The organism is Streptomyces sp. NPDC006602 (assembly GCF_042870385.1).
In the GTDB taxonomy this organism is placed as follows: domain Bacteria; phylum Actinomycetota; class Actinomycetes; order Streptomycetales; family Streptomycetaceae; genus Streptomyces.
The window spans coordinates 243222-266503 of record NZ_JBIAHG010000011.1; the positions used below are offsets into that span (position 1 = coordinate 243222).

Here is a 23282-nt window from a genome sequence, read left to right on the forward strand (position 1 = left end):
AGTTCAGCGGCCGGGGTCGGCCGTGACCAGCAGACTCGTCACGACGAGTACGACGAGGACGAGCCCCGTCTCGACCGCGACCGAGTAACCGAAAGGCCGCACAGTCGCGGCGTCACCGCGCAGGAGCACGGCGAGATCGAGGCGCGTACGCACCCATTGGCGGCTGGCGTACGCGGCGAGGAGGACGGCGCCGAGGACGGCTGTCTTCAAGAGCAGGAGATGTCCGTACGAGCTGTGCAGCAGGGCGTCGTACGACCCCACCACCTGCCAGGCGAGTACGAGCCCGGCGACGACGATGCCCGTGACGCTCACGGCCGCCAGCCGCGAGTAGCCCGGCATCACCGCGGCCAGCTCACCGGGCCGGCGGCGCGGCAGCACGGCGACCGTGAGCATGGCCAGCCCGCCGATCCACAGCGAGGCGCCGAGCAGGTGGACGAAGTCGGCGACCGCGCCCCAGGTCGGCTCGCTGCCGTCCCTGTTGTGGCCCGTCATCCCGGTCGTACGCAGCAGCCCGAACGTCACCGCCAGGGCGCCCACCCGCCAGCCCGGGGAGCGGGAGGTGTCCGGCCCGCCCTGCATCAGCGCGCCCAGCACCACGGCCGCGAGCACCCACAGCATTGCGCGGGCGGCGAGCACCACGCCGGGTTCGGTGGCCAGCACATCGGCGTACGTCGCCGGGCGCAGCGCGTCCCGGAAACCGCCGAGCGCGGTGTACGCGCCCTGGAGGCCGATGCCGGCCACCGTCGCCAGCAGGCCGCAGAGCCAGGCGAAGGCGAGCAGCGCCCGGGCCCGTGGCTCGTGCGCGCCGCGCGGCCACAGCATCGTGACGAAGGCCAGCCCGCCGACGAACAGCGCCAGCGACAGGTAGCCGGCCCAGCGCGCGGCGACGAGGCCCTTCCGCACCGAGGGGGGCGGTGCGGGAACGGGGGACGCGGCCTCGTCGCCGCCGGTCGTGGTGGCCGCGGCGGCAGCCGCGCCGGAGCCTGTTTTGCCTGCCGTGCCCGTCGTGAAGGTGAGCCGGCCGGAGGACGCGTGTCCGTCCTGTTCGTCGATCACGGACCAGACGACCGCGAGCTCACCCCCGTCCGGGGTGGCGAGGGCGACCCGCACGCTGTCGGAGCCCGTGGCCGGCGTGCGGGACACCGGGAGGCGGTCGCCGTCCATCGTCAGCACACGGACGTCGTCGAGGTCGACGGGTTCGTCGAAGGTGAGGGTGAGGTGGTCGGGAGCCTTCTCGAGATGCGCGCCGTCCTTGGGGGAGGAGGCGACCAGGTCGGTGTGGGCGGAGGCCGCCTGGGGGGCGCCGACCAGGGCGTACAGCAGCGGGGTGAGGACGAGCAGGAGCAGGCTGCGGCGGACGTTCATGGTCACGGGGTCGCCTCCGGCAGCGGGGAGGCGCCGACACCGAGGAGACCGGTCACGGAGACGGGGGCGAGGCCGACACAGGGCGAGGGCTGCGGTTCGGGCGTCTCCGTGGTGTCGGTGCCGGTGTCGCTGCCGTTCAGGAGGCCGAAGACGGGGTCGGTGAGTCCGGTGAGGAGCGGCTCCACAAGGGTGACCTCGCCGTCCTCACAGGTGTCGGTCGGTGACGGGGTGGGGCTGGGGGAGGTGGTGCCGGGGGGCGGCGAGGTCTCGTGACCGGAGTGGCCGGGGTCGCCCGTACCACCCGTGCCGCCCATACCGCCGGTGCCGCTCTGGCCACCGGTTCCGTAGCCGGTGCCGACCCCGCCGACCCCGCCGACCCCGCCGACTCCTCCGTACGACGGCAGCCCGCCGCCCGAACCGGCATCCTGCGCGCCGGTGCCGCCGGAGCCCCCCGGGGGGCTTGCCGGTGCGGTGGCCGCGGGCGGCGGGGTCGGGGGAGTGGCGGCCTCGGCGGTGCTGGACGGGGCGCCGATGCCCGAGGCGTACCCCAGCACGATCACGACCGCGCCGACGAGCGCGCCGGCCACCACTTCGTCGCGGTGGTCCCGTGGCCACTCCGCCCTGCGGAACAAGGGCATGTCTCACTCCTGGCATGGTCTGGTCAACCAAATGGAAGGTGTGGCGAATGACGACCAGTGGAGTGGAACGTGGATTCCGCTCGGCTACGCGTTTGTTAAACGGCCGTTTCCTAGCTCTCTTTCGGGGGGACCCTTTCTGTGAGAACGGTCAATTCCGCATGCTGCTCGAAAGAGAATCGAACTCCTGTTGAGGATTTCGGGCACGACCGGCATATGCCTGTCACCGTGTACGTACATACCGTGCGGGACTTGGCTCGGAGGCCGCACGACATGGGGGCCGTACGCGGGAATCCCCGCGTACGGCCCCCATGGGATCACCGTAAATGCGACCGGTCCTTCACCAAACGTGCGGGAAATAACGGAGTTCCGTCAAACCCGTCAGCAATTCATGAACCGGGCTTTGTGGCCCCCATTCCTTTTCAGGCCGTCGGCCGCCCCATTGCCCGGTATCGCCATCCCGCCCGCCGCCACAACTCCGGATCGAGGGCATTGCGCCCGTCGAGGATCACCCGGTCCGTCGCCACCTCGCCGAGCGCCGCCGGGTCCAGCTCGCGGAACTCGCGCCATTCGGTGAGGTGAAGGACCACATCGGCGCCCCGGACCGCCCCGACCGCGGAGTCGGCGTACCCGAGCGTCGGGAAGAGGCGGCGGGCGTTGTCCATGCCCTTCGGGTCGTACACCGTCACCTGGCCGCCCTGGAGGTGGATCTGCCCGGCGACGTTCAGCGCGGGCGAGTCGCGGACGTCGTCCGAGTCGGGCTTGAAGGTGGCGCCGAGCACAGCGACCCGCTTGCCCAGGAAGGAACCGCCGCCCAGCACCTGCCGGGTCAGTTCCACCATCTGCCCGCGCTGACGCATGTTGATCGAGTCGATCTCGCGCAGGAAGGTCAGCGCCTGGTCGGCACCCAACTCACCGGCGCGCGCCATGAAGGCCCGGATGTCCTTCGGCAGACACCCGCCCCCGAAGCCGATCCCGGCCCGCAGGAACTTCTTCCCGATCCGGTCGTCGTACCCGATGGCCTCGGCGAGCTTGGCGACGTCACCGCCGGAGGCCTCGCACATCTCCGCCATCGCGTTGATGAAGGAGATCTTGGTGGCCAGGAAGGAGTTGGCGGAGGTTTTCACCAGCTCGGCGGTCGGGAAGTCGGTGACGACGAACGGCGTGCCGTCGGACAGGGGCGCGGCGTACACCTCGCGCAGCAGCTTCTCCGCCCGCTCGCTGCGCACACCGACCACGATCCGGTCCGGGTGCAGCGTGTCGTCGACGGCGAAGCCCTCGCGCAGGAACTCCGGGTTCCAGGCCAGCTCGGCGTCCTCGCCGACGGGCGCGTTCTCGGTCAGGTAGGCGGCGAGACGGTCCGCGGAGCCGACGGGGACGGTGGACTTGCCGACGACGAGGGCGGGGCGCTTGAGGTGGGCCGCGAGGGAGGCGATGGCGGAGTCGACGTAGGACATGTCGCAGGCGTACTCGCCGTGCTTCTGCGGGGTCGTCACGCAGACGAAGTGGATGTCGCCGAACTCGGCGACCTCGGCCCAGTCCATGGTGAAGCGGAGCCGCCCGCTGGAGCCCTCAATGCCGGCGACGTGCTTGCGCAGCAGCTCGTCGAGCCCGGGCTCGTACATCGGGGCCTCGCCCCGCTCCAGCTTCTCGATCTTCTCGGGTACGACGTCCAGCCCCAGCACCTCGAACCCGAGCTCGGCCATGGCGGCGGCGTGTGTGGCGCCGAGGTAGCCGGTGCCGATCACGGTGATCTTGAGGCTCATAGGTGCTCCAGGGGGCGGTCGAGGGGTACGGCGAGGTGCGCGGGAAGAGCATAGTCGGGGCGTGACACGGTCCCTCGGCGGGCAATTTTCCTGCTGACTTCCCGCTGTCGCCAAGCTCACGTATCACTACCGTGAGCAGGCCTCTAAAATTTGAGTTACTTAACGGTAATTAGCGCCAGCATCACAGCGTCTTTGGAGCGTGAGAGACCTTGGCCGGATCGGCTGACTTCGACCTGTACCGCCCGTCCGAGGAGCACGACATGCTCCGCGACGCGATCCGTTCACTGGCCGAGGCGAAGATCGCGCCGTACGCCGCCGTGGTGGACGAGGAGTCCCGTTTCCCCCAGGAGGCGCTGGAGGCCCTGGTGGCGGGCGACCTGCACGCGATCCACGTACCCGAGGAGTACGGCGGCGCGGGTGCGGACGCGCTGGCCACGGTGATCGTGATCGAGGAGGTGGCGCGCGTCTGCGCCTCGTCCTCCCTCATCCCCGCGGTGAACAAGCTCGGCTCCCTCCCCGTGATCCTCTCCGGCTCCGAGGACCTGAAGAAGAAGTACATGACCCCGCTCGCCAAGGGTGACGCGATGTTCTCGTACGCCCTTTCCGAGCCGGACGCGGGCTCCGACGCGGCCGGCATGAAGACGAAGGCGGTGCGCGACGGCGACCACTACGTGCTGAACGGCGTGAAGCGCTGGATCACGAACGCCGGGGTGTCGGAGTACTACACGGTGATGGCGGTCACCGACCCCACGAAGCGCAGCAAGGGCATTTCCGCCTTCGTCGTCGAGAAGTCTGACCCGGGTGTCTCTTTCGGCGCCCCGGAAAAGAAGCTCGGCATCAAGGGCAGCCCCACCCGCGAGGTCTACCTGGACAACGTCCGCATCCCGGCCGACCGCATGATCGGCGAAGAGGGCACCGGCTTCGCGACGGCGATGAAGACCCTGGACCACACCCGCATCACGATCGCGGCCCAGGCGCTGGGTATCGCGCAGGGGGCGCTGGACTACGCCAAGGGCTACGTCCAGGAGCGCAAGCAGTTCGGCAAGCCCATCGCCGACTTCCAGGGCATCCAGTTCATGCTCGCCGACATGGCCATGAAGATCGAGGCCGCCCGCCAGCTGACGTACGCCGCGGCAGCCAAGTCCGAGCGCGGCGACGCCGACCTCACCTTCCAGGGCGCGGCGGCGAAGTGCTTCGCCTCGGACGTGGCGATGGAGGTCACGGTCGACGCGGTCCAGCTGCTCGGTGGCTACGGCTACACCCGGGACTACCCGGTGGAGCGGATGATGCGCGACGCGAAGATCACGCAGATATACGAAGGCACGAACCAGGTGCAGCGGATCGTGATGGCGAGGAACCTGCCGTAACGCCCGCTGGATCTGCCGTGTCCTGTCGCCCTCCGTCCGAACTTCGGGTGGAGGGCGACGCGGGTGTGTCCCCTGGAGCCGCTTCAGTCGGCGCGAGTCTCTTCTTGGCCGACACCGCGCAACGATGACCGCCATGTCGGGCCCGGGCGGTCATGGAAAGCCCGGTCGGGCCTGGCTGAGGCGGCCGGACCGTCGGGTCACGTCCTCGGGGCGCCGGTGGGGCGCTCAGTCCTCGAAGCCCTCCGCCACCCGCCGCTCCCGTAGCTCCATGATCTCCCGGCGTCGTGCCAGCCGGTGCGTGCGGCGGATCTGGGCCTCCTGGTAGCGCCGCTTGTCGCGCTCGGTCTCCGGGAGCACCGGCGGCACCCGGCGCGGTTTGCCGTCGGCGTCGACGGCGGCGAAGACGAGGTAGGCGGAGCCGACCTGGGTGGCCGGGTTCGACTCGTTCCACCGCTCGGCCAGCACCCGAACCCCGACCTCCATCGAGGTCCGGCCGGTCCAGTTGACCTGGGCCTTCACATGGACGAGGTCGCCGACCCGGACCGGCTCCAGGAACGCCATCTCGTCCATGGACGCGGTGACCGCGGGCCCGCCGCTGTGCCGGCCGGCCACGGCACCGGCCGCGTCGTCGACCAGCTTCATGATCACGCCACCGTGCACGGTGCCCAGCAGGTTCGTGTCAGCGTGGGTCATGATGTGGCTGAGCGTGGTCCGGGACGCCGAGGTCGGCTTGCCCGGGATATCCGGAGTCTCCGATTCCGCGGCGGAGGCCTGATCTGTCATGGCCTCCACCTTATGCCGAGGTGACAACCCGGGATTTTGTGTCAGCTTCGCAACAGCAGTGCCCTTATTTTCCGACGAACCTTGTAAGGGACATAGCACTGCCCTGCACACTGGGGCCCATGAACGATTGGCCCGAGGCATGGTCCGACGACAACCGCGGCAGCCGGTACGGACGCGGCAGCGCAGGCGCACAGCCCGAGAGCGCCCGTGTCATGCGGCAGATCCGCCGCGGCCAGGCGACTCCGCCCGGGCAGGGGGCGTACGGCGGCCCGGGCGCCCCGGCCCCGCCGTACGGCGGGGTCCCGCAGCAGCCCTCGTACGTCAACGGCGGTGACGACACCGTCTACGACGACGGGTACGACAGCGGCTACAACACGGGACAGGTCTACGGCGGGGGCCCCGGCGGCGGTGGCCCCGCCGGTCCCGGCGGCAGGGGCACCCGTGGTCCGCGCCCGGCCCCGAACTGGCGACGGCGGATCAAGCTGACCTCGATCACCGTGCTGGTGGTGCTGGTCGGGACGACCGTCGCCACGTACTTCTGGGCCGACTCCAAGCTCAACCGCGAGGTCGACCTGTCCAAGGTCATCGACCGGCCGGAGACGGGCGACGGCACGAACTACCTGATCGTCGGCTCCGACAGCCGCGCGGGCATGTCGGCCGAGGAGAAGAAGAAGCTGCACACCGGGTCCGCCGAGGGCAAGCGCACCGACTCGATGATGCTGCTGCACGTCGGCGGCAACGGCGACACGCTGGTCTCCCTGCCCCGCGACTCGGACGTGGAGATCCCCACGTACAAGGGCTCCGACTCCGGCAAGACGTACCAGGGCACGGGCCGCCACGTGAAGCTGAACGCGGCCTACGCGGAGGACGGCCCCGAGCTCCTCGTCCGCACGGTCGAGTTCAACACCGGCCTGCACATCGACCACTACGTGGAGATCGGCTTCGCCGGCTTCGCGAACATCGTGGACGCGGTCGGCGGTGTCGAGATCGACATCCCGAAGGGCGGCATGAAGGACACCAAGTCCGGCGCCGATTTCGAGGCGGGCAAGCAGACCCTGAACGGCGAGCAGGCGCTCGCCTTCGTCCGTACCCGGTACGCGCTGGCCGGCTCCGACCTGGACCGCACGAAGAACCAGCAGAAGTTCCTCAACGCGCTCGCCAACCAGGTCGCCACTCCGAGCACGATCCTCAACCCGTTCAAGCTCTACCCGACCATGGGCTCGGGCCTGGACTCGCTGATCGTCGACAAGGACATGGGCCTGTACGACCTGGCCTCCATGTTCTGGGCGATGAAGGGCGTCAACGGCGGCGACGGCACGTCCATGAACATGCCGATCTCCGGCTCGACCGGGGGCAACCTCGTCTGGGACAAGGCCAAGGTGAAGACGCTGGTCGACCAGCTGAACAACGACGAGAAGGTCACGGTCTCCAGCGGGTGACCAACCCGCTGCCTCTTCCTCTTCGCCGACGTAGACGACACGATCAAGGGCACCCCTCGGGGTGCCCTTGAATTCTGGCGGGCGGAGTCACATCGTGGCTCCCGCCATCGCGCGGCAGGTCTGGGCGCAGCGGCGGCAGGCCTCGGCACACGCCATCATCTGAGAGTCGTCGGGCATCGACATGCATGCCTCGGCACACGTGTCGCAGGCCTTGGCGCACAGGGCGCACATGTCGGTGGAGAGGGACGAGCGGCGCATCATCATGTCCGAGCACATGCGGGTCGTCTCGGAACAGTCGATGAGAGCCCGCATGATCTGCATCTGGGCCTGTCCGCCCTTCTGCATACAGGAGCTCATCGTCTCCTCGCATGCGCTGTGACAGGACATGCACGCCTCGATGCAGTCCTGCATCTCCTTGGTGAGCTGGGTCGTGGTGGGCTGGGTCATGGTTCCTCCTCGAGGGGCGGGAACCGCGGGACCGGTTCCCACTCTTCCGTGGTACGCCTACCCGGGCGGGTCCGCCATGGGGCGGACCGGGGGAATCCGGGACGAACCCGGATCGCCCTACGAGCACAACACCTCGTCCCCCCGCACCACCCCGGACTCCCCCTGCGCCGGATCCACCGCCCGCACCCTCCGTACCTCACGGAAGTCCGCCCCGACGATCACCTTCAGTGTCGCGCCGAGCCCCTTCACCGGCCGCAGCCGGCTGCCCGGCAGCGCGGCCGCGAGGGACTTGGCGGAGCGGTCCCAGCGGGGGTCGTAGGCGACGACCGTGCGCTTCAGGGTGCGGTCGGCCGCGTTCACCGGGCGGCGGGTCGTGCGGAAGTCCGTCGCCGCCAGGGCCGTGTCGACGCGCTTGCCGAGGCCGGCCGTGGCCGTGCCGTTCTCCACCTGAACGCGGATCTGCTGGGGGGCGACGTCCACGCGGAGAGCCTTGGGCTTCGGCTTGTGTGGGGACGACAGGGGCTTGTCGTCGCGGAGGGACCGGAAGAGGCGGTCGGCCTTCCTGGTGTCCCATTTCAGCGTCGAGCCGACGCCCTTCACGGCGTATCCCATCTGCCCGATCGGCACCGTCGTGAACTCCGAGGAGGAGGGGGAGAAGTTGCGCATCGCCCGACCGAGGTCGAGCAGCTCGTGCGTGCCGAAGCCCTTGTCGGCGCGTACGGAGCCGAGGGCGGCCCGGGTGATGTCCCGGAACTTCATCGGGTTGAGCAGGATCCCGGAGGACGTGGTGCGGTCGACGAGGGCGGCCAGGAAGCGCTGCTGGCGCTGCATCCGGCCGAGGTCGGAGGCGCCGTCGACGTGCCGGGAGCGGACGTACTGGAGGGCCTGGCCGCCCTGGAGGGTGTGCGTGCCGGGCCGGAGGTCGAGGCCGGTGTATCTGTCCTTCAGCGGCTCGGCGGTGCAGATCCTGACCCCGCCGAGCACGTCGACCGTCTTCATGAAGCTGGTGAAGTCGACCTCCAAATAGTGGTCGATCTTCACGCGGGTCATGCTCTCGACGGTCCGGACGGTCAGCTGGGGGCCGCCCTCCGCGTACGCCGCGTTGAGTTTGACGGGGTGTCCGTGATGCCGTTCGCCCGTCGTCCGGTCGGTGTGGGCCGGGGTCACGGCGTACGAGTCGCGCGGCAGGCTCACCACGCTCGCCCGCTCCCGGTCCTCCGAGATGTGCACGATCATCATCGTGTCGGTGCAGTGGCAGGGGGCGCCGCCGAGCCGGTACTCCCGCCGCTCGGCCTCGGTGACCTTTTCGCGGCCGTCCGTGCCGACGAGCAGGACGTTCATGCCGTGGCCCGCCCGCGGGCGGTTCTTCATGTCCTTGAAGGCGTCGACCCGGGAGATGTCCGCGTCGAGGCTGGTGACGATCGCGTGGCCGATGCCGGCCGAGGCGAGCACGACGACGGAGAGGGTCGTCACCGCCCGCATGGCCCAGCGCGGCTTCTTCCGTTGTACGGGCCGTACGGGCCGTACGGGGGGTCGCGCCGACCGCCGTGGCTGCGGGCGGCGCCGGCGTCGGGCGGCGGGGGAGCGGGGCGGCGTGGGCAAGGAAGGACACCTCCGCGAGGGCCGTGCGTGGGATCGTGAGCACCGTAGGCCCATACGATCTGCGGTCCGGGGCACCGCCCCGGGTGGGGCGCGGTCGTGTCCCCCATTCGCGGTAACGTTTGCTCCCTATGAACGCCAAGCCCGACGTGCAGCTCCCCGCCGTGTCCGTCATCATGCCCGTCCTCAACGAGGAACGGCATCTGCGCGGAGCCGTCCAAGCGATCCTCGCCCAGGAGTACGCTGGCGAGATGGAGGTCGTGATCGCCCTCGGTCCCTCCACGGACCGTACGGACGAGATCGCGGCCGAGCTCGTCCGTGAAGACCCCCGCGTGCACACCGTGCCGAATCCGACCGGTCGTACGCCCGCCGCGCTGAACGCCGCGATCAAGGCGTCCCGCCACTCGATCGTCGTGCGCGTCGACGGCCACGGCATGCTCTCGCCGAACTACATCACCACCGCCGTACGGCTCCTGGAGGAGACCGGCGCGCAGAACGTCGGCGGCATCATGCACGCCGAGGGCGAGAACGACTGGGAGCACGCGGTCGCCGCCGCCATGACCTCGAAGATCGGGGTGGGCAACGCCTCCTTCCACACGGGCGGGGAGGCCGGCGAGGCCGAGACCGTGTACCTCGGAGTGTTCCGGCGCGAGGCGCTGGAGCAGCAGGGCGGGTACAACGTGGAGTTCGTCCGCGCCCAGGACTGGGAGCTCAACTTCCGCATCCGCGAGGCGGGCGGGCTGATCTGGTTCTCGCCCGAGCTGAGGGTGTCGTACCGGCCCCGGCCGAGCGTGCGCGCCCTCGCCAAGCAGTACAAGGACTACGGCCGCTGGCGGCACGTCGTCGCCCGGTACCACGAGGGCTCCATCAACCTGCGCTACCTCGCCCCGCCGACCGTGGTGTGCGCGATAGTGGCGGGAATCGTCATCGGCGCCCTGCTCACCCCGTGGGGCTTCGTGGTCCCGGGCGGCTATCTCGCGGCGATCACCCTCGGGTCCGTGCCCGCGGGCAGGGGGCTGCCGCTGAAGGCACGGCTGCGCATCCCCGTCGCCCTCGCCACCATGCACATGTCGTGGGGCTGGGGCTTTTTGACCAGCCCGCGCTCGCTCGCCCGCAAGGTGATCGCGAGCCGGCGGCCCGCCGTGCACGTCGACGCGCAGGAAGCGTCGGCCTGACCGTCAGGACCACGTGAACCCCGGGTTCACGTGCATGCAGGCGTCCTCGTCGGCGCCGTTGAGCGCCTCGGCGGACTCCGGGGTCTTGTCGTCCTCCACGGGCGCCTTGTACGTCGTCCCCTCGCGCCAGTCGGCGCCCACGACGACCGTGACCCCGGAGACGTCCGTCGACCGCTCCACCGAACTCGCGGGAATGCCGAGGGACTTGGCGACGCGCTGAGCGTCGCCCGCCAGCTCGGCGCTCGGGTAGCGGACGACGGTACGGTCCTCGCTGAGCGCGGACGAGGTGTCCGCGGCCGCCTTGGTGAAGCCCTTCTCCGCGAGCAGCCCGGCCACCGTGCTCGCGCGTCCGGAGGCCGCGCGGAGGGTGTCGGTGCGGGTGCCGTTCTGGACGAGTACGCCGATCTCGTCGTCGTCGGCGGCCGGGTCGCCGGAGGCGGTCGCCGACGGGGCCTCGGCCGCCTTCTTCTCGTCCTTGCCGTCCAGCGCGATGTCCTCCCGGACCAGGCGGAACAGTTTCTCGGCGTCCTCCGTCGGCTCGACGCGGGAACCGACGTACCGGTTGGGCATCGTGGTCATGGTGATGCGCTTCGGCTCGACCTTGCGCAGCTCGTTGCTGACGTCGTAGAGCTTCTTGACGGTGTCGAGGCCCGAGTCGACCGTGAGGGCACCGGTGGCCTCCTCGGCGAGCTTGCGCAGCTTGTTCGGGCTGCTCAGGGTGGCGTTCTCGCGCAGCGTCCGGATCAGCGAGTTCATGTACATGTGCTGAGCCTTGGCGCGGGCCAGGTCGCTGCCGTCCTCGAAGCCGTAACGTGTCCGCAGCCACTGCAGGGCCCGCTCGCCCTTCACCGACGTGGTGCCCTTCTCCAGCTTCAGGCCGGAGCCGTGGCCCTGGCTGTCGCGGGAGAGGATGTTGGCGTCCACGCACACCGGGACGCCGCCGACGGCGTCGGCCATCGACACCACGCCCGCGAAGTCGACCATCACGAAGTGGTCGATGTGGACGCCGGTGAGCTCCTGCCAGGTGGCTACCGTGCAGCCGGGACCGCCGTGGCCGAGGCTCTGGTTGGTCATGACGCGGCCGTCGCTCGCCGGGTACACCTCGTCGTCGTCCGGGTCGGTGCACTTCGGGATCTTCACGAGGGTGTCGCGGGGCATGCTGACGACCGACATGTTGGAGCGGTCGGCGGACAGGTGCACCAGCATCTGCACGTCCGCCAGCGGCGTCGAGCCGAACGTCTCGCGGGCGCCGCCGAGTTCCTGGTTCTCCTCGGTGTCGCGGGCGTCGGAGCCGATGATCAGGATGTTCAGCGGCGTCTGGCCGGCCGCGTTCGGCGTCGGCTCGGCGACCTTGTTGTCGCCGAGGTTGAGTTCCTCCTTCTTGATGTTGCCGTTCAGGTGCCGGTAGTAGAGGTAACCGGCGGTGGCCGAGCCCAGTATCAGTACGGCGAGCGTCGCCGCGGACCAGCGCAGCAGCCGACGCCCCCGCGGCGACCGGAGCCCGCCGTGCCGGCTGTGCCGACCGTCGCCGGTGGTACCGACCTTCTCGGCAGCCGGTTCGACTTCCCGAACACTGTTCCGCGTCACTTCGAGTCCTCCCCGACTACCCGCCCTCGCGCCATGGCGCGGCCCGCCGTACGTCCTGGAGACATACGACGGGCCCGTCAGGTTGCTCTATTTCGTCAACTTGCCTGTGCAGCCGGTCAATTTGCCCCAGTGACCGGTCAACTTGCCCACACGAACGGTCAACTCGCGCACTGGACCTTGTCGGCCGTGGACTTCTCCACGTCCGGCGTCTCGACGGAGGCGGCGTTGAGCTTCACGCCCGCGCCCTTGAAGTCCTTGCCCAGGATGAGGGTCATCGTGGGCAGGCCCTGGGCGTTGGTGACACTCTTGCCCGGCTTCATCGCCGAGCCGGACAGACCCATGATGTCGGCCAGCCGACGGGCTTGGTCGGCCTGTTCGGGCGCGTACTCGACGGTCGTCTTGGCCTGGTCGGCGCCCGCGTTGCCCGCATTATCCGACTTGCTGACGCCCGCGCTGTTCTGCAGCCAGTCCAGTTGCTTCTGCGCGCTGCCGGACGCGGCACCGCCGTTGAGGATCTGGACCCGCACCTCGGAGGCGTCGGCCTTGGTGCCCTTGAGGCGGGCGGCCACCGCGGCGGCCTCCTGCTTCTGCTGCGCCTTGACCTCGGTGAACGAGATGTCGTTCTGGATCATGTTGAAGACCTGGGGCGCCCTGGTCTCGTCGACGATCACCGTCGCCTTGATCTGCTCCGTGGGGTTGTCCACCACCGGGATCGTGGCGAAGGTGATGTTCTTCGTCGGCACCTTCTTCAACTCCAGGGCCATGTCCTTGAGCGTGCCGACCTTGCCGATCGCGGTGTCCACGGTGAGCGCGTTGGTGGCCGCCTCGGCCAGCTTCAGCAGCTTCGTGGGGCTGGTGAGGGTGTCGCTGGAGGACATCTTGCGCATCAGCGAGCCCAGGAACTGCTGCTGCACCTTGATGCGGTCGAGGTCGCCCTGGTTGCCGAAGCTGTGCCGGGTGCGCAGGAAGGCGAGGGCCCGCTCGCCCTCCACCTTGGACTCGCCCTTCGGCAGGATGAGCTTGGACTCCTTGTCGTTGACAGCCTTCGTCACGCACACCTCGACGCCGTCCACCGCTGTGGTCAGTGTCTTGACCGCGTTGAAGTCGGCCATCATGAAGTGGTCCGGCTGGATGCCGGTGGCCTCCTTGACCGTCCGCATGGTGCAGCCCGCGTCCCGGCCGCTCTCGCCGAGGCTCTTGTTGAAGCGGACGCCCCGCTGGGCCGACACGGTCACCTTGGTGCCGTCGTCCTTTGTGGCCTGGCACTCCGGGATGTCGACGATCAGATCGCGCGGGATGCTGAGTGCGGTCGCGTTGGAACGGTCCTTGGCGACGTGCAGCAGGATCGTGGTGTCGGCGTGGCCTACGCTGCCGGCGTCGCCGTAGCCCTCGTTGCCTTCGCCGGTGCGCTTGTCGGTGCCGATGACGAGGATGTTGAACGCCTCGTCCTTCTTGAAGCTGCTCGCGCCCGCGTCGCCGACGTCCGTCGTCTTGACGTTGCCCTCAAGGTGCTTGAGGTAGAGGTAGCCGCCGCCCGCCGTGGCGACCAGGACCAACGCCATGCCGCCGCCGGTCCACAACAGCGCCTTCTTCGCCTTGGACTTCTTCTTGACCGGCCGGCGTCCGCGCCTGCCGGGCAGCGGTTCCTCGGGGACGCGCCTGCGCGGCGGCGGGACCTCACGGCCGGGGGCCGCGGGGGGCGCCGTACGGCCGCCGCGCGGCTGGGGAACGATCCGGCGTTGCGCGGAGGGCGTCAGCCGCAGCTCGTATTCGCCGGTGTTCGGATTGAGTACCCACTGGTCTGCGGGGTCGACGTGCTCCGCCCGCTCACGGCCTGGTGCGTCCAAGGTTGTCCGAATCCTCCGTCAGGGCCACACGGCACCTTCCCCACTGAATTGCTCACACTATCCGCACGATTTGGCGTCGAGTGAACTTTCCCCGGATTCCTGTGGCAGCGCTCTACCAGCGATACGGCTTGTACACGTCCATGCACTGCTTGGTGTCGGAGCCGTTGATGGCGTCGGAATTGCTCGGCAGATCCCCGGCCCGAGGTGTCTTCTGCTTCGGATAGGCCGTGCCGGAACGCCAGTCGGCGCCGACCACGACGGTGACACCGGAGACGTCGGTCGACTTCTGCACCGAACTCACCGGGATCCCCAGGGACTTGGCCACCGCCTGGGCGTCGCCCGCCAGTTCGGCGCTCGGGTAGCGCACCACGGTCCGCGCCTCGGCGAGTGCCGCCGAGGTGTCCGTCGTCGTCCTGGTGAAGCCCTTGCCCACGAGCTCCTGGGAGATGTCCCTCGCCCGGCCGCTGACCGGGCCGAGAGTGGCGGACCGCGTGGCGTTCTGCACCACGACGCCGATCTGGTCGTCGGCCGCGGCGGGGTCGTCGGTCGTCCTGGCCGCGCTCGGCGTACTGGCCGGGCTCGCTGTCTTGCCGTCCGACGAGGCGCCCTTGTCGTCGAAGGGCACGTCGTCGCGGAGCATCGCCCACATCTTCTCGGCGTCCGCCCCGGCCGGCAGCAGGTGGTTGGCGTTCTCGTTGTCCTCGATGGTCGGCATCGTCGTCATGGTGATGCGGTCCGTGGGCACCGTCTTGAGCTGCGTGCCGAGGTCGTAGAGCTCCTTGACCGTGCCGATCTCCTCAGAGACCGTCAGCGACTTGGTGGCCGCCTCGGCCAGGCTCGTCAGCCGGCCGGCGTCGGTGAAGACGTTCTGGTCCTTCAGGGTGCGGATCATCGAGTTCATGTACATGTGCTGGGCGCGGGCCCGCAGCGGGTCGCTGCCCCAGGCGTGCCGGGTGCGCAGCCACTGCAGGGCCTGCTTGCCCTTGACCTTCTTGGTGCCGGCCGTCATCTTCAGGCCGGAGCCGCCGGGCACACCCGGAAGCGGGCGGTCCCACACGTTCTGGTTCACACAGACCTCGACGCCGCCGATGGCGTCCGCCATGCTCACCACGCCCGCGAAGTCGATCGTCATCCAGTGGTCGATGTAGATCCCGGTGAGATTCTCCCAGGTGGCCAGCGTACAGCCGGCTCCGCCGCGGCCCAGCGTCGTGTTGATGATCTCGTTGGTGGCCGGGTACGTCTTGTCGGTGTCCGGGTCCTTGCACGCCGGGATGTCGACCCGGGTGTCACGCGGAATGCTCACCACCGCGGCGCTCTTGCGGTCTGCGGAGAGGTGGATGAGCATCTGCACGTCGGCCAGCGGCGGGTTGCCGCGGTCGTCCTTGCCGCCGCCGAGCGCCACGTTCGCGTCGGACGCACGGCTGTCCGAGCCGATCAGCAGGATGTTCAGCGGCGTCTGCCCCGCGGCGTTCGGCTCGGTCTTGCGTGCCTTCGAGTCGCCGTTGCTGCGCCGGCCCTTCTCGATGTTGCCGTTGAGGTGCTGGTAGTAGAGGTATCCGGCGCCGGCCGTGCCCAGTATCAGCACCGCGAGACTCGTCGCGGACCATCGCAGCACCCGGTGCTTGCGTCTGGCCTGCCGTCGTCGGCCGCGCCGCCCGCCGTGGCCGCCGTGCCCGCCGCCGGAGGATCTGCCGGAGCCGTCCCCGTCGTCCCCACGACGGCCGCCCTCCCGCCCCGCCTTGCTCACATGCCGGACGCCCGGTCGCGTCCCCTCCCCGTGCACACTGCTGTACGTCATCCCTGTTCCCCCCTGCCCTCGCGCCGTCGACGGGCCTGGCTTACGCCCCTTTACGCCCTGTCAGACGCGCGACAGGCACCTCAGGTCACTTGGCGCACTCGACCTTGTCCGCGGTGGACTGCTGAACCCCCTCCGGCGCCTTCGTCGGAGCGGTGAGCGACACGCCCGCGCCCTTGAAGTCCTTGCCCAGGGTCAGCGTCATCGTCGGCAGGCCCTGGGAGTTCTCCACGCTCTCGCCCGGCTTCATCGCCGAACCCGACAGGCCCATGATGGCGGCCAGCCGACGCGCCTGGTCGGCCTGTTCGGGAGCGTACTCGAGGGTCGTCTTCGCCACCGGGGCATCCGCGTTGCCCGCGTTCTCCGACTTCAGCACACCCGCTTCGTTCTGCAGGTACTCCAGCTCCGCCTGCGCGCTGCCGGCCTCCGCACCGCCGTTGAGGATGCGCACCCGGACCTCCGAGGCGTCCGACTTGGTGCCCTTGAGGCGGGCGGCGACTGCGGCGGCCTCCTTCTTCTTCTGCGCCTTGACCTCGGTGAACGACACGTCGTTCCTGATCATGTCGAAGACCTGGGGAGCCGACGACGGGTTGACCACGACGGTCGCCTTGATCTTCTCCGCCGGGTTGTCGATCACCGGCACCGTGGTGAACGTCAGGTTCTTGACGTTGAGCTTGCCCAGCTCCAGGCCCAGGTCCTTCAGCTTCGTGATGCTGTCCAGCTTGGAGTCGACGGTCAGTGCCTTCGTCCCCGCCTCGGCCAGCTTGATCATCTTCGCCGGGTTGGTCAGCGTGTCGTTGGACTTCAGCTTGCGCATCAGCGCGCTGAGGAACTGCTGCTGCAGCGTGATCCGGCTCAGGTCGCCGCCGAACCCGACCGCGTGCCGGGTGCGCACGAACGCGAGCGCCGTCTCGCCCGAGATGTGCTGCGTCCCCTTCTTCAGGTCGAGGTGCGAGTCCGGGTCGTTGATGTCCTTGGCCAGACACACGTCGACCCCGCCGACCGCCGTGGTCAGCGTCTTGACCGCGTTGAAGTCCGCGACGATGAAGTTGTCGGGGGTGACCCCGGTCAGTTCGGTGACGGTCCGCATCGTGCAGCTGGGCGTACGGTCGTCCTGGCCGAGGCTGGTGTTGAAGCGGACGTCCGTCGTGCCCTTGATGATCTCCTGCGAGCCGTCCTTCTGCGTGGTCGGGCAGTCGGGGACGTCGACGATCAGGTCGCGCGGGATGCTGAGCGCGGTCGCGTTGGAGCGGTCCTTGGAGACGTGCAGCAGGATCGTGGTGTCCGCGTGGCCGACGCTGCCGGAGTCGCCGTAGCCCTCGTTGCCCGCACCGGTGCGCTTGTCCGTGCCGATCATCAGGATGTTGATCGGCTTGTCCTTCTGGAAGCCGCCGGTGCTGGCGCCGTCGTCGGCGACGGACGTGATGTTGCCGTTGAGGTGCTCGATGTAGAGGTACGCGGCGCCCGCCGCGGCCACCAGCACGAACGCCATCGTGCCGCCGGTCCACAGCAGGATCTTCTTCGCCTTGGACTTCTTCTTCACCGGCCGACGGCCGCGCCGTCCCGGCAGCGGCTCCTCGGGCACGCCCCGGCGCCTGCGCGGCGGCGGCACCTCACGGCCGGGCGCCACCGGAGCCGCGGGCGCCGCCGTACGACCGCGTGCCGGGGCACCCGCTCTGTCGGTGACCGCTCTACGGGGACCGGGAACGACCCCCAATGATTGCGGTGCGGAAGGGGTCAGTCGCAGTTCGTATTCGCCGGTGCTCGGGTTGAGTACCCACTGGTCTGCGGGGTCGATGTCGTCCGCCCGCCCACGGCCTTGCGCGTCCACGGTTGTCTGAACCCTCCGTCGGGGCCACGCGGCGCCTTCCCCCTCCAAGGCGCTCGGGTCTCGGTCACACAGTGCTCGACCACGGGACAGACCCATGGCCGGGTGCACCGGACCGCTCACACTAACCGCCTTGTTCGGTTCCGAGCGACGCCGGTGATTAATTCCACGTCACTACAACTGGGCAATCCGCCCATTTACCCGGGAGCCTGTGCTTCACCTTGGTGAACGCTTTACGCGCACGTGTCCTCGGCCGCGGTGTTCCCGCGGAACGTGGGCGCGGGTGAATTGACGGCAGAGGGTTCACCGGACTGCTCGCTGCCCGTCTTCCCGCCCCCCTCGCTGTCCGCGCCGTCGCCGCTGTCCCCGTCGTTCTCGGCCGAATTGCGGCTTTTAGCCGTCGAATCCGCCGAGCCGGTCGTGGGATTCCCGGAGTTTCGCGGAACGTTCTCCGCGACCTCCACGGGCGTGTCCGAGCGCAGCCGCTCGAACAACTTTTCCGCCTCAGGCTCCACGAGCTGGTCACGATTGGCGTTGTAGACGTACGACTCCCTCGGGACCGTAAGGAATTGCACACGTTCGGTAGGGATGTCGCGCAGCCCGCGCACAAGCTCGTACAAACCACGCAAGCTCGCCAGATCAGGGTCCGTCGTCAGCGAAGAAGTGGCCGCGTCGAGGACCGGATAGAGCTTCACCGGATTCAGCAGTACGTCGTTGCTCTGCACCTTGTTGACCAACGCCCCCAGGAACCGCTGCTGGCGGTCCATCCGGTCGGTGTCGCTGCCGTTGCCCAGCGACTTGCGGGCCCGCACATATCCGAGCGCCTGCTCGCCGTCGAGCGTCACCCGCCCCGCCGGCAGCCTCAGCTTGGCGGCCTTGTCCCGGATCGGCTCGGCCAGACACACCTCGACGCCGTCGACCGCGTCGACCATGTCCTTGAACCCGTGGAAGTCGACGACGATGTGATGGTCGACACGGATGTTCGTCAGCCGCTCCACGGTCCGGATCGTGCAGGCCGACCCCCCGACCTGGAACGCGTAGTTGAACATCGTGAACATGGGCTCGCTCCGGCTGCCGTCGGGCCGTCGGCAACTCGGCACGTCCACCATCAGATCCCGCGGCAGCGACACCGCGGTGGCACTGCCGCGCCCCGCGGCCAGATGCAACAGGATCGTGGTGTCGGACCGCTCGGTGCCCGAATCCCGCCCGTAGCGCCGGTTCTCGTCCCCGGACCGCGAGTCCGACCCGATCACCAGAATGTTCTGCGCCCCCCGCACCAGCGAGGTCGGCCGCTCCCCCTCGTACCGCGCCAGCTCGGCCGCCGCCGCCTCGTCCGACGTGATGTTCCCGTCCAGCTTCGCGTAGACGGCCCACCCGGCCCCGCCGGCCGCGAGGAGGACGACCACGACCGCGCCCCCGGCCCACCGCAGCCACCGCCGCCGACGCCGCCGCACCAGCCCCGCACCGGTCGCCGAGGCCCCCATCCCCGGCCCGAACGCGCGGAAGGGCGTGGAGGGCGCGCCTGCGGTGTCGGTCACGTCGGCATCCACCCCTCATGGCGTACGAGCGTGTCGTGCAGCTGCCTCTACGACCATGGCGTGGATGGAGGGTCGGGGTGTGGGTGGAGGGGGCTGAACGGGTGACGGGCGGTGAGCCGGGGCGAGGGGAGCTTCTTGTCCCACCGAGTCGGGCGGTGGGCGGGCGTAGGACGGGGGTCTGGGTGGCGGAGTCCCCAGGGGGCGGTCACCTCTCGACGGACCGAGTCGGGCGTCAGGGTGGGCGTAGGTCTAGGTCTGGGGGCGGGGAACCCCCAGGAACGCCCGCACCGATGCCGGGTGCACGAGGAGCAGGCGGCGCCTACCGAGCCGTAGCCGTGACCCGCTCACTCTCGATCCGCTTCGCCAACGCCTCCTCGCCCAGCTGGTCAAGATTCCGGCACAGCACCACGGACCCCCCGGTCGCCAGCGGCCCGTACAACCCCGCGTTCAACCCCTCCCACGTGTCGTACGACAGCCCGGACAGCAGCCGGGACGCGGGCCCCATGAGCCCCACCCCCGTCGCCTCCGCGCGCGCCCGCTCGACGACCTCCGCCGCGCTGAACCCCCGCCCGGCCGCGATCAGCGCCGGATCCTCGGGGTCCACCGGCGCGAACGGCACGAACCGGTCCCCCTGACCCGGCACCTCGACGGCATAGTCGGCGAAGCCGGCCGGCGGCTGCGGAAACCGCCCGCCGAGTGGCCGCAGGGCGAGCGCGATCCGCTCCCCGGGGCACGCCCGCGCCGCCTCAAGGGAATCCGGCCCGCTCACCACCACGTCGGCCGCCGCCGGATCGCCGCCCATGTCGGCGATCGCGCCCACCGACGAACACGCCAGCAGCCACACCGCCGTCTGCCAGTGTGCGGGCAGCAGCAGCGCGACCCGGTCACCGGGCCCCGCGGCGAGATCGCCCTGGAGGAGGTTCGAGGTCTTGGCCACCCAATTGGCGAAGGTGGCCACGGACAATTCGACGCGTTCGCCCGTGGCATCGTCGTAGAAGGTCACCAGGGGGCGGCCGGGATCCGCGGCGAGCGCGGAACGCAGCAGGTCGGCAGGGGTGCGATCGGTGGCGTTCACCCGAAGAAGCGTACGCGGGTGCCAGGTCGCGCACCGGCCGGTGGGGCCGCGGATAGCCGTCGGTTCGCCACCGGTTCGGCGCAACGCGGCCCGACGGTCCGTCAATTCCCCGATGGACAGATATATGTGACTATGTCCAAGATCAGGGGCATGCGTGGATTCCTTGCTTCCTCGATCGGTGTCACTTGCGCGGCCGCCTTGGCCCTTACGCTGACCCCGCCCGCGGCCGCGGCGACCCTGCCGGCCACGGCGACCGGGCTGTCGGCGAGATCCCCGGTGGTGAGTGCGCGGGCGGTGGGTGCGCGGGCGGTGGGCGCGTCGGCAGTGAGCGCGCGGACCCTGAGCGCGCCGGCGATGGGCGCGCCGGCGATGGGCGCGCCGGCCAAGGCGGCCGCGAGACCGGCGCCGACCGCGGAGGCGCCCGGCAGCACCCAGTCGCTGCCCCTCGCGCCCCTCACCTCCCGCGACCGAACCCTCGCCCCGAACGCCGAACAGGGCCTGTCCCGGCAGGACGTACGGCACTTCTCGCTCGTCGGCGTGATCTGGGACAACCCGAACGCCGAACTCCACGGCCGCGTCCAGATCCGCACCCGCGCGGCCGACACCGGCACCTGGTCCGGCTGGCAGGACGTCGAGACCCACAACGCCGACCACGCGGCCGACCCGGACACCGCCGAGCGAACCTCCGGCCGAGTACACGGCGCGACGGCACCGCTGTGGGTGGGCGACTCGGACGGCGTGGAGGTACGGGTCCGCGCGGACGCCGATACCCACGCCGACCGCGTCGAGGAGACCGCCCGCGGCCCCCGTACGGTAGGGGCCGGCTCCCCGCTCCCCTCCGGCATGCGCCTCGAACTGGTCGACCCGGGCGCCCCGTCTCAGGAAGGTTTGGACGTCGCCCCGGGCGCCCCGCCCCAGGATGGTCCGGACATCGCCCCCGGCGCTCCCCGTGCCCGGGCTCTGACCGCCGAACCGGTCGAAGCTCTCGCCGCCGTGCGCGCGTCCGCGGCCAACGCCGGCCTCGCTCCCCTCGGCGCCACCGAGATCCCGGAACTCAGCCGGAGCGACACCGAACGGGAGCTGTTCGGCCTCAGGGCCGCCGAGCTGACGCGGGAGCAGCGGGTGACGCCGAAGATCGGCCCGCGTCCGCGGATCATCACGCGGCGCGGCTGGGGCGCGGACGAGAAGCTGCGGGAGAGGGCGTTCGTCTACACGAACAAGGTCAAGGCGGCCTTCGTGCACCACACGGCAACCGGCAACGGGTACCGCTGCGCCCAGGCTCCCTCCGTCATTCGCGGTATCTACCGCTACCACGTCAAGAGCATGGGCTGGCGCGACATCGGCTACAACTTCCTCGTCGACAAGTGCGGAAACATCTACGAGGGGCGTGCGGGGGGCGTGGCGAAGCCGGTCCTGGGCGCCCACACGCTGGGTTTCAACACGAACAGCATGGGGATCGCCGTCCTCGGCAGCTACGGCGCCACCAAACCGTCCGCCGCCGCAGTAAGGGGCATCGCCCGGCTCACCGCATGGAAGCTCGGCCTGCACGGCGCCAATCCGCGCGGCAAGACATACCTGAAGTCCGGCGGTGGCAATCTGTACCGCAAGGGAAAGAACGTACGACTGAATGTGATCTCCGGTCACCGGGACGGCTTCCCAACGGCCTGCCCCGGCTGGCGGCTCTACAGCAAGCTCGGTAAGGCCCGCTCGACGGCGGCCCGCTACCAGGGCCGATAAGCCCGTAGCCGGGCTGAGGGAGCAGCCGTAGGACGACGCCGTAGGACGGCACATTCACCGCCGTCGGGGGGCAGAGGCGGAATGCCGCACGGCCGTCGAAGGCACCGCACAACGGTCTGCATACACTGGCCGGTCGAAAGACAGTTCGGCCGGTCCCGGCAGGAAGCAGAGACGCAGGTGACAGAAGCGATACTCCTGGTCGGCGGCAAGGGCACCCGGCTGCGCCCGCTCACGGTGCACACACCCAAGCCCATGGTCCGCGCGGCCGGGGTCCCGTTCCTCACGCACCAGTTGGCGAGAGCGAGAGCGGCGGGCGTCGACCACATCGTGCTCGCCACCTCCTACCTGGCCGAGGTCTTCGAACCGTACTTCGGCGACGGCTCCGCCCTCGGACTCCACATCGAGTACGTCACCGAGGACGAGCCCCTCGGCACGGGCGGCGCGATCCGCAACGTCGCCTCCCGCCTGCACTCCGCCCCCGAAGACCCGGTCCTCGTCTTCAACGGCGACATCCTGACCGGCCTGGACATCAGGGCGCTGGTCGAGACCCACGAGCGGACGGCCGCGGACGTCTCCCTCCACCTGACGCAGGTCACCGATCCGCGCGCCTACGGCCTGGTCCCCACGGACGAGACGGGCAAGGTCCTGGCGTTCCTGGAGAAACCGCAGACGCCCGAGGAGATCGTCACCGACCAGATCAACGCGGGGGCGTACGTCTTCCGCCGCTCGGTCATCGACACGATCCCGCAGGGCCGCCCGGTCTCCGTCGAGCGCGAGACCTTCCCCGACCTCCTGGCGGCAGGAGCCCACCTCCAGGGCATGGTCGACTCGACGTACTGGCTGGACCTCGGCACCCCGGCCGCGTTCGTCCGCGGCTCCGCCGACCTCGTCCTCGGCCGCGCCCCGTCCCCTGCGATCCCCGGCCGCTGCGGCGACCGCCTCGTCCTGCCCACGGCACGGGTCGCCCCCGACGCGAAACTCACCGGCGGCACGGTGGTCGGCGAGGGCGCCTTCGTCGCCGAGGGCGCCCGCGTCTTCGGCAGCACGATCCTCCCCGGCGCCGTCATAGAACCCGGCGCCGTCATCACGGACTCCCTCATCGGCACCCGGGCCCGCGTCGGCGAACGCTCCGTCCTCACCGGCACGGTCATCGGCGACGGCGCCGTCATCGGCCCCGACAACGAACTCCGCGACGGCATCCGCATCTGGTGCGACGCCCGAATCCCAGCGGGAGCGGTCCGCTTCTCCTCGGACCAGTAGGGGCGAGGAGTTCGCTGAACGGCCGAGCTGCATGAGTCA

17 protein-coding genes are annotated in these 23282 nt (G+C 69.9%); 5 read left to right on the forward strand and 12 right to left on the reverse strand.

What is annotated here, in order from left to right; all coding sequences use genetic code 11:
• Positions 1–3 precede the first annotated feature (3 nt).
• From ACFYO2_RS27165 to ACFYO2_RS27175, 3 genes are all read right to left on the reverse strand, one after another.
• Positions 4–1365, reverse strand: coding sequence for a copper resistance CopC/CopD family protein (locus ACFYO2_RS27165; RefSeq protein WP_388354235.1), 1362 nt, complete (start codon positions 1363–1365; stop codon positions 4–6).
• Between the two features lie 2 nt (positions 1366–1367).
• Positions 1368–2003: a hypothetical protein gene (locus ACFYO2_RS27170; protein ID WP_388354128.1), complete on the reverse strand. Its 636-nt coding sequence runs from the start codon at positions 2001–2003 to the stop codon at positions 1368–1370.
• A gap of 419 nt (positions 2004–2422) precedes the next feature.
• Complete coding sequence (locus ACFYO2_RS27175; protein ID WP_388354131.1) at positions 2423–3766, reverse strand: UDP-glucose dehydrogenase family protein; 1344 nt, start codon at positions 3764–3766, stop codon at positions 2423–2425.
• A gap of 209 nt (positions 3767–3975) precedes the next feature.
• Here ACFYO2_RS27175 and ACFYO2_RS27180 point away from each other — a divergent pair, with 209 nt between their 5' ends.
• Positions 3976–5133 carry an acyl-CoA dehydrogenase gene (locus ACFYO2_RS27180; RefSeq protein ID WP_388354134.1) on the forward strand — a complete coding sequence of 386 codons (1158 nt, stop codon included), beginning with the start codon at positions 3976–3978 and terminating at the stop codon, positions 5131–5133.
• 225 nt (positions 5134–5358) lie between these two features.
• Here ACFYO2_RS27180 and ACFYO2_RS27185 read toward each other — a convergent pair whose 3' ends face one another.
• On the reverse strand, positions 5359–5916 hold the full coding sequence (locus ACFYO2_RS27185; RefSeq protein WP_388354137.1) for an acyl-CoA thioesterase: 558 nt from the start codon (positions 5914–5916) through the stop codon (positions 5359–5361).
• A gap of 119 nt (positions 5917–6035) precedes the next feature.
• On the opposite strand from ACFYO2_RS27185, the gene ACFYO2_RS27190 reads away from it, so the two are divergent.
• Positions 6036–7355: an LCP family protein gene (locus ACFYO2_RS27190; protein WP_388354140.1), complete on the forward strand. Its 1320-nt coding sequence runs from the start codon at positions 6036–6038 to the stop codon at positions 7353–7355.
• Positions 7356–7442: 87 nt separating this feature from the next.
• Here the strand turns inward: ACFYO2_RS27190 and ACFYO2_RS27195 are convergent, their stop codons facing one another.
• Entirely contained in the window at positions 7443–7802 is a 360-nt protein-coding gene (locus ACFYO2_RS27195; protein WP_388354143.1) for a four-helix bundle copper-binding protein, read from the reverse strand.
• 117 nt (positions 7803–7919) lie between these two features.
• Positions 7920–9458, reverse strand: coding sequence for an LCP family protein (locus ACFYO2_RS27200; RefSeq protein ID WP_388354146.1), 1539 nt, complete (start codon positions 9456–9458; stop codon positions 7920–7922).
• Between the two features lie 74 nt (positions 9459–9532).
• Here ACFYO2_RS27200 and ACFYO2_RS27205 point away from each other — a divergent pair, with 74 nt between their 5' ends.
• Positions 9533–10576: a glycosyltransferase family 2 protein gene (locus ACFYO2_RS27205; RefSeq protein WP_388354149.1), complete on the forward strand. Its 1044-nt coding sequence runs from the start codon at positions 9533–9535 to the stop codon at positions 10574–10576.
• A 3-nt stretch (positions 10577–10579) separates the two neighbouring features.
• Here the strand turns inward: ACFYO2_RS27205 and ACFYO2_RS27210 are convergent, their stop codons facing one another.
• From ACFYO2_RS27210 to ACFYO2_RS27235, 6 genes are all read right to left on the reverse strand, one after another.
• Entirely contained in the window at positions 10580–12163 is a 1584-nt protein-coding gene (locus ACFYO2_RS27210) for an LCP family protein (protein WP_388354151.1), read from the reverse strand.
• A gap of 158 nt (positions 12164–12321) precedes the next feature.
• The gene (locus tag ACFYO2_RS27215) at positions 12322–14010 is read right to left on the reverse strand and encodes an LCP family protein (RefSeq protein ID WP_388354153.1); all 1689 of its coding nucleotides are present in this window, start codon (positions 14008–14010) and stop codon (positions 12322–12324) included.
• 112 nt (positions 14011–14122) lie between these two features.
• A complete protein-coding gene (locus ACFYO2_RS27220; protein WP_388354156.1) occupies positions 14123–15808 on the reverse strand; it encodes an LCP family protein in 1686 nt (561 codons plus the stop codon).
• Positions 15809–15893: 85 nt separating this feature from the next.
• Positions 15894–17636 carry an LCP family protein gene (locus ACFYO2_RS27225; protein ID WP_388354159.1) on the reverse strand — a complete coding sequence of 581 codons (1743 nt, stop codon included), beginning with the start codon at positions 17634–17636 and terminating at the stop codon, positions 15894–15896.
• A gap of 230 nt (positions 17637–17866) precedes the next feature.
• A complete protein-coding gene (locus ACFYO2_RS27230) occupies positions 17867–19117 on the reverse strand; it encodes an LCP family protein (protein ID WP_388354238.1) in 1251 nt (416 codons plus the stop codon).
• Positions 19118–19490: 373 nt separating this feature from the next.
• Entirely contained in the window at positions 19491–20246 is a 756-nt protein-coding gene (locus ACFYO2_RS27235; RefSeq protein WP_388354162.1) for a TIGR03089 family protein, read from the reverse strand.
• A 132-nt stretch (positions 20247–20378) separates the two neighbouring features.
• On the opposite strand from ACFYO2_RS27235, the gene ACFYO2_RS27240 reads away from it, so the two are divergent.
• Entirely contained in the window at positions 20379–21983 is a 1605-nt protein-coding gene (locus tag ACFYO2_RS27240) for a peptidoglycan recognition protein (protein ID WP_388354165.1), read from the forward strand.
• A gap of 177 nt (positions 21984–22160) precedes the next feature.
• Complete coding sequence (locus ACFYO2_RS27245; RefSeq protein WP_388354168.1) at positions 22161–23243, forward strand: sugar phosphate nucleotidyltransferase; 1083 nt, start codon at positions 22161–22163, stop codon at positions 23241–23243.
• Positions 23244–23282: the final 39 nt, after the last annotated feature.

Coding starts and splice junctions, on each gene's coding strand:
- ACFYO2_RS27185 (WP_388354137.1), bottom strand. CDS start 5,916: ATGACAGATCAGGCCTCCGCCGCGGAATCGGAGACTCCGGATATCCCG.
- ACFYO2_RS27200 (WP_388354146.1), bottom strand. CDS start 9,458: ATGGGCCTACGGTGCTCACGATCCCACGCACGGCCCTCGCGGAGGTGT.
- ACFYO2_RS27195 (WP_388354143.1), bottom strand. CDS start 7,802: ATGACCCAGCCCACCACGACCCAGCTCACCAAGGAGATGCAGGACTGC.
- ACFYO2_RS27220 (WP_388354156.1), bottom strand. CDS start 15,808: ATGACGTACAGCAGTGTGCACGGGGAGGGGACGCGACCGGGCGTCCGG.
- ACFYO2_RS27230 (WP_388354238.1), bottom strand. CDS start 19,117: ATGGGGGCCTCGGCGACCGGTGCGGGGCTGGTGCGGCGGCGTCGGCGG.
- ACFYO2_RS27205 (WP_388354149.1), top strand. CDS start 9,533: ATGAACGCCAAGCCCGACGTGCAGCTCCCCGCCGTGTCCGTCATCATG.
- ACFYO2_RS27165 (WP_388354235.1), bottom strand. CDS start 1,365: ATGAACGTCCGCCGCAGCCTGCTCCTGCTCGTCCTCACCCCGCTGCTG.
- ACFYO2_RS27190 (WP_388354140.1), top strand. CDS start 6,036: ATGAACGATTGGCCCGAGGCATGGTCCGACGACAACCGCGGCAGCCGG.
- ACFYO2_RS27240 (WP_388354165.1), top strand. CDS start 20,379: ATGTCCAAGATCAGGGGCATGCGTGGATTCCTTGCTTCCTCGATCGGT.
- ACFYO2_RS27170 (WP_388354128.1), bottom strand. CDS start 2,003: ATGCCCTTGTTCCGCAGGGCGGAGTGGCCACGGGACCACCGCGACGAA.
- ACFYO2_RS27175 (WP_388354131.1), bottom strand. CDS start 3,766: ATGAGCCTCAAGATCACCGTGATCGGCACCGGCTACCTCGGCGCCACA.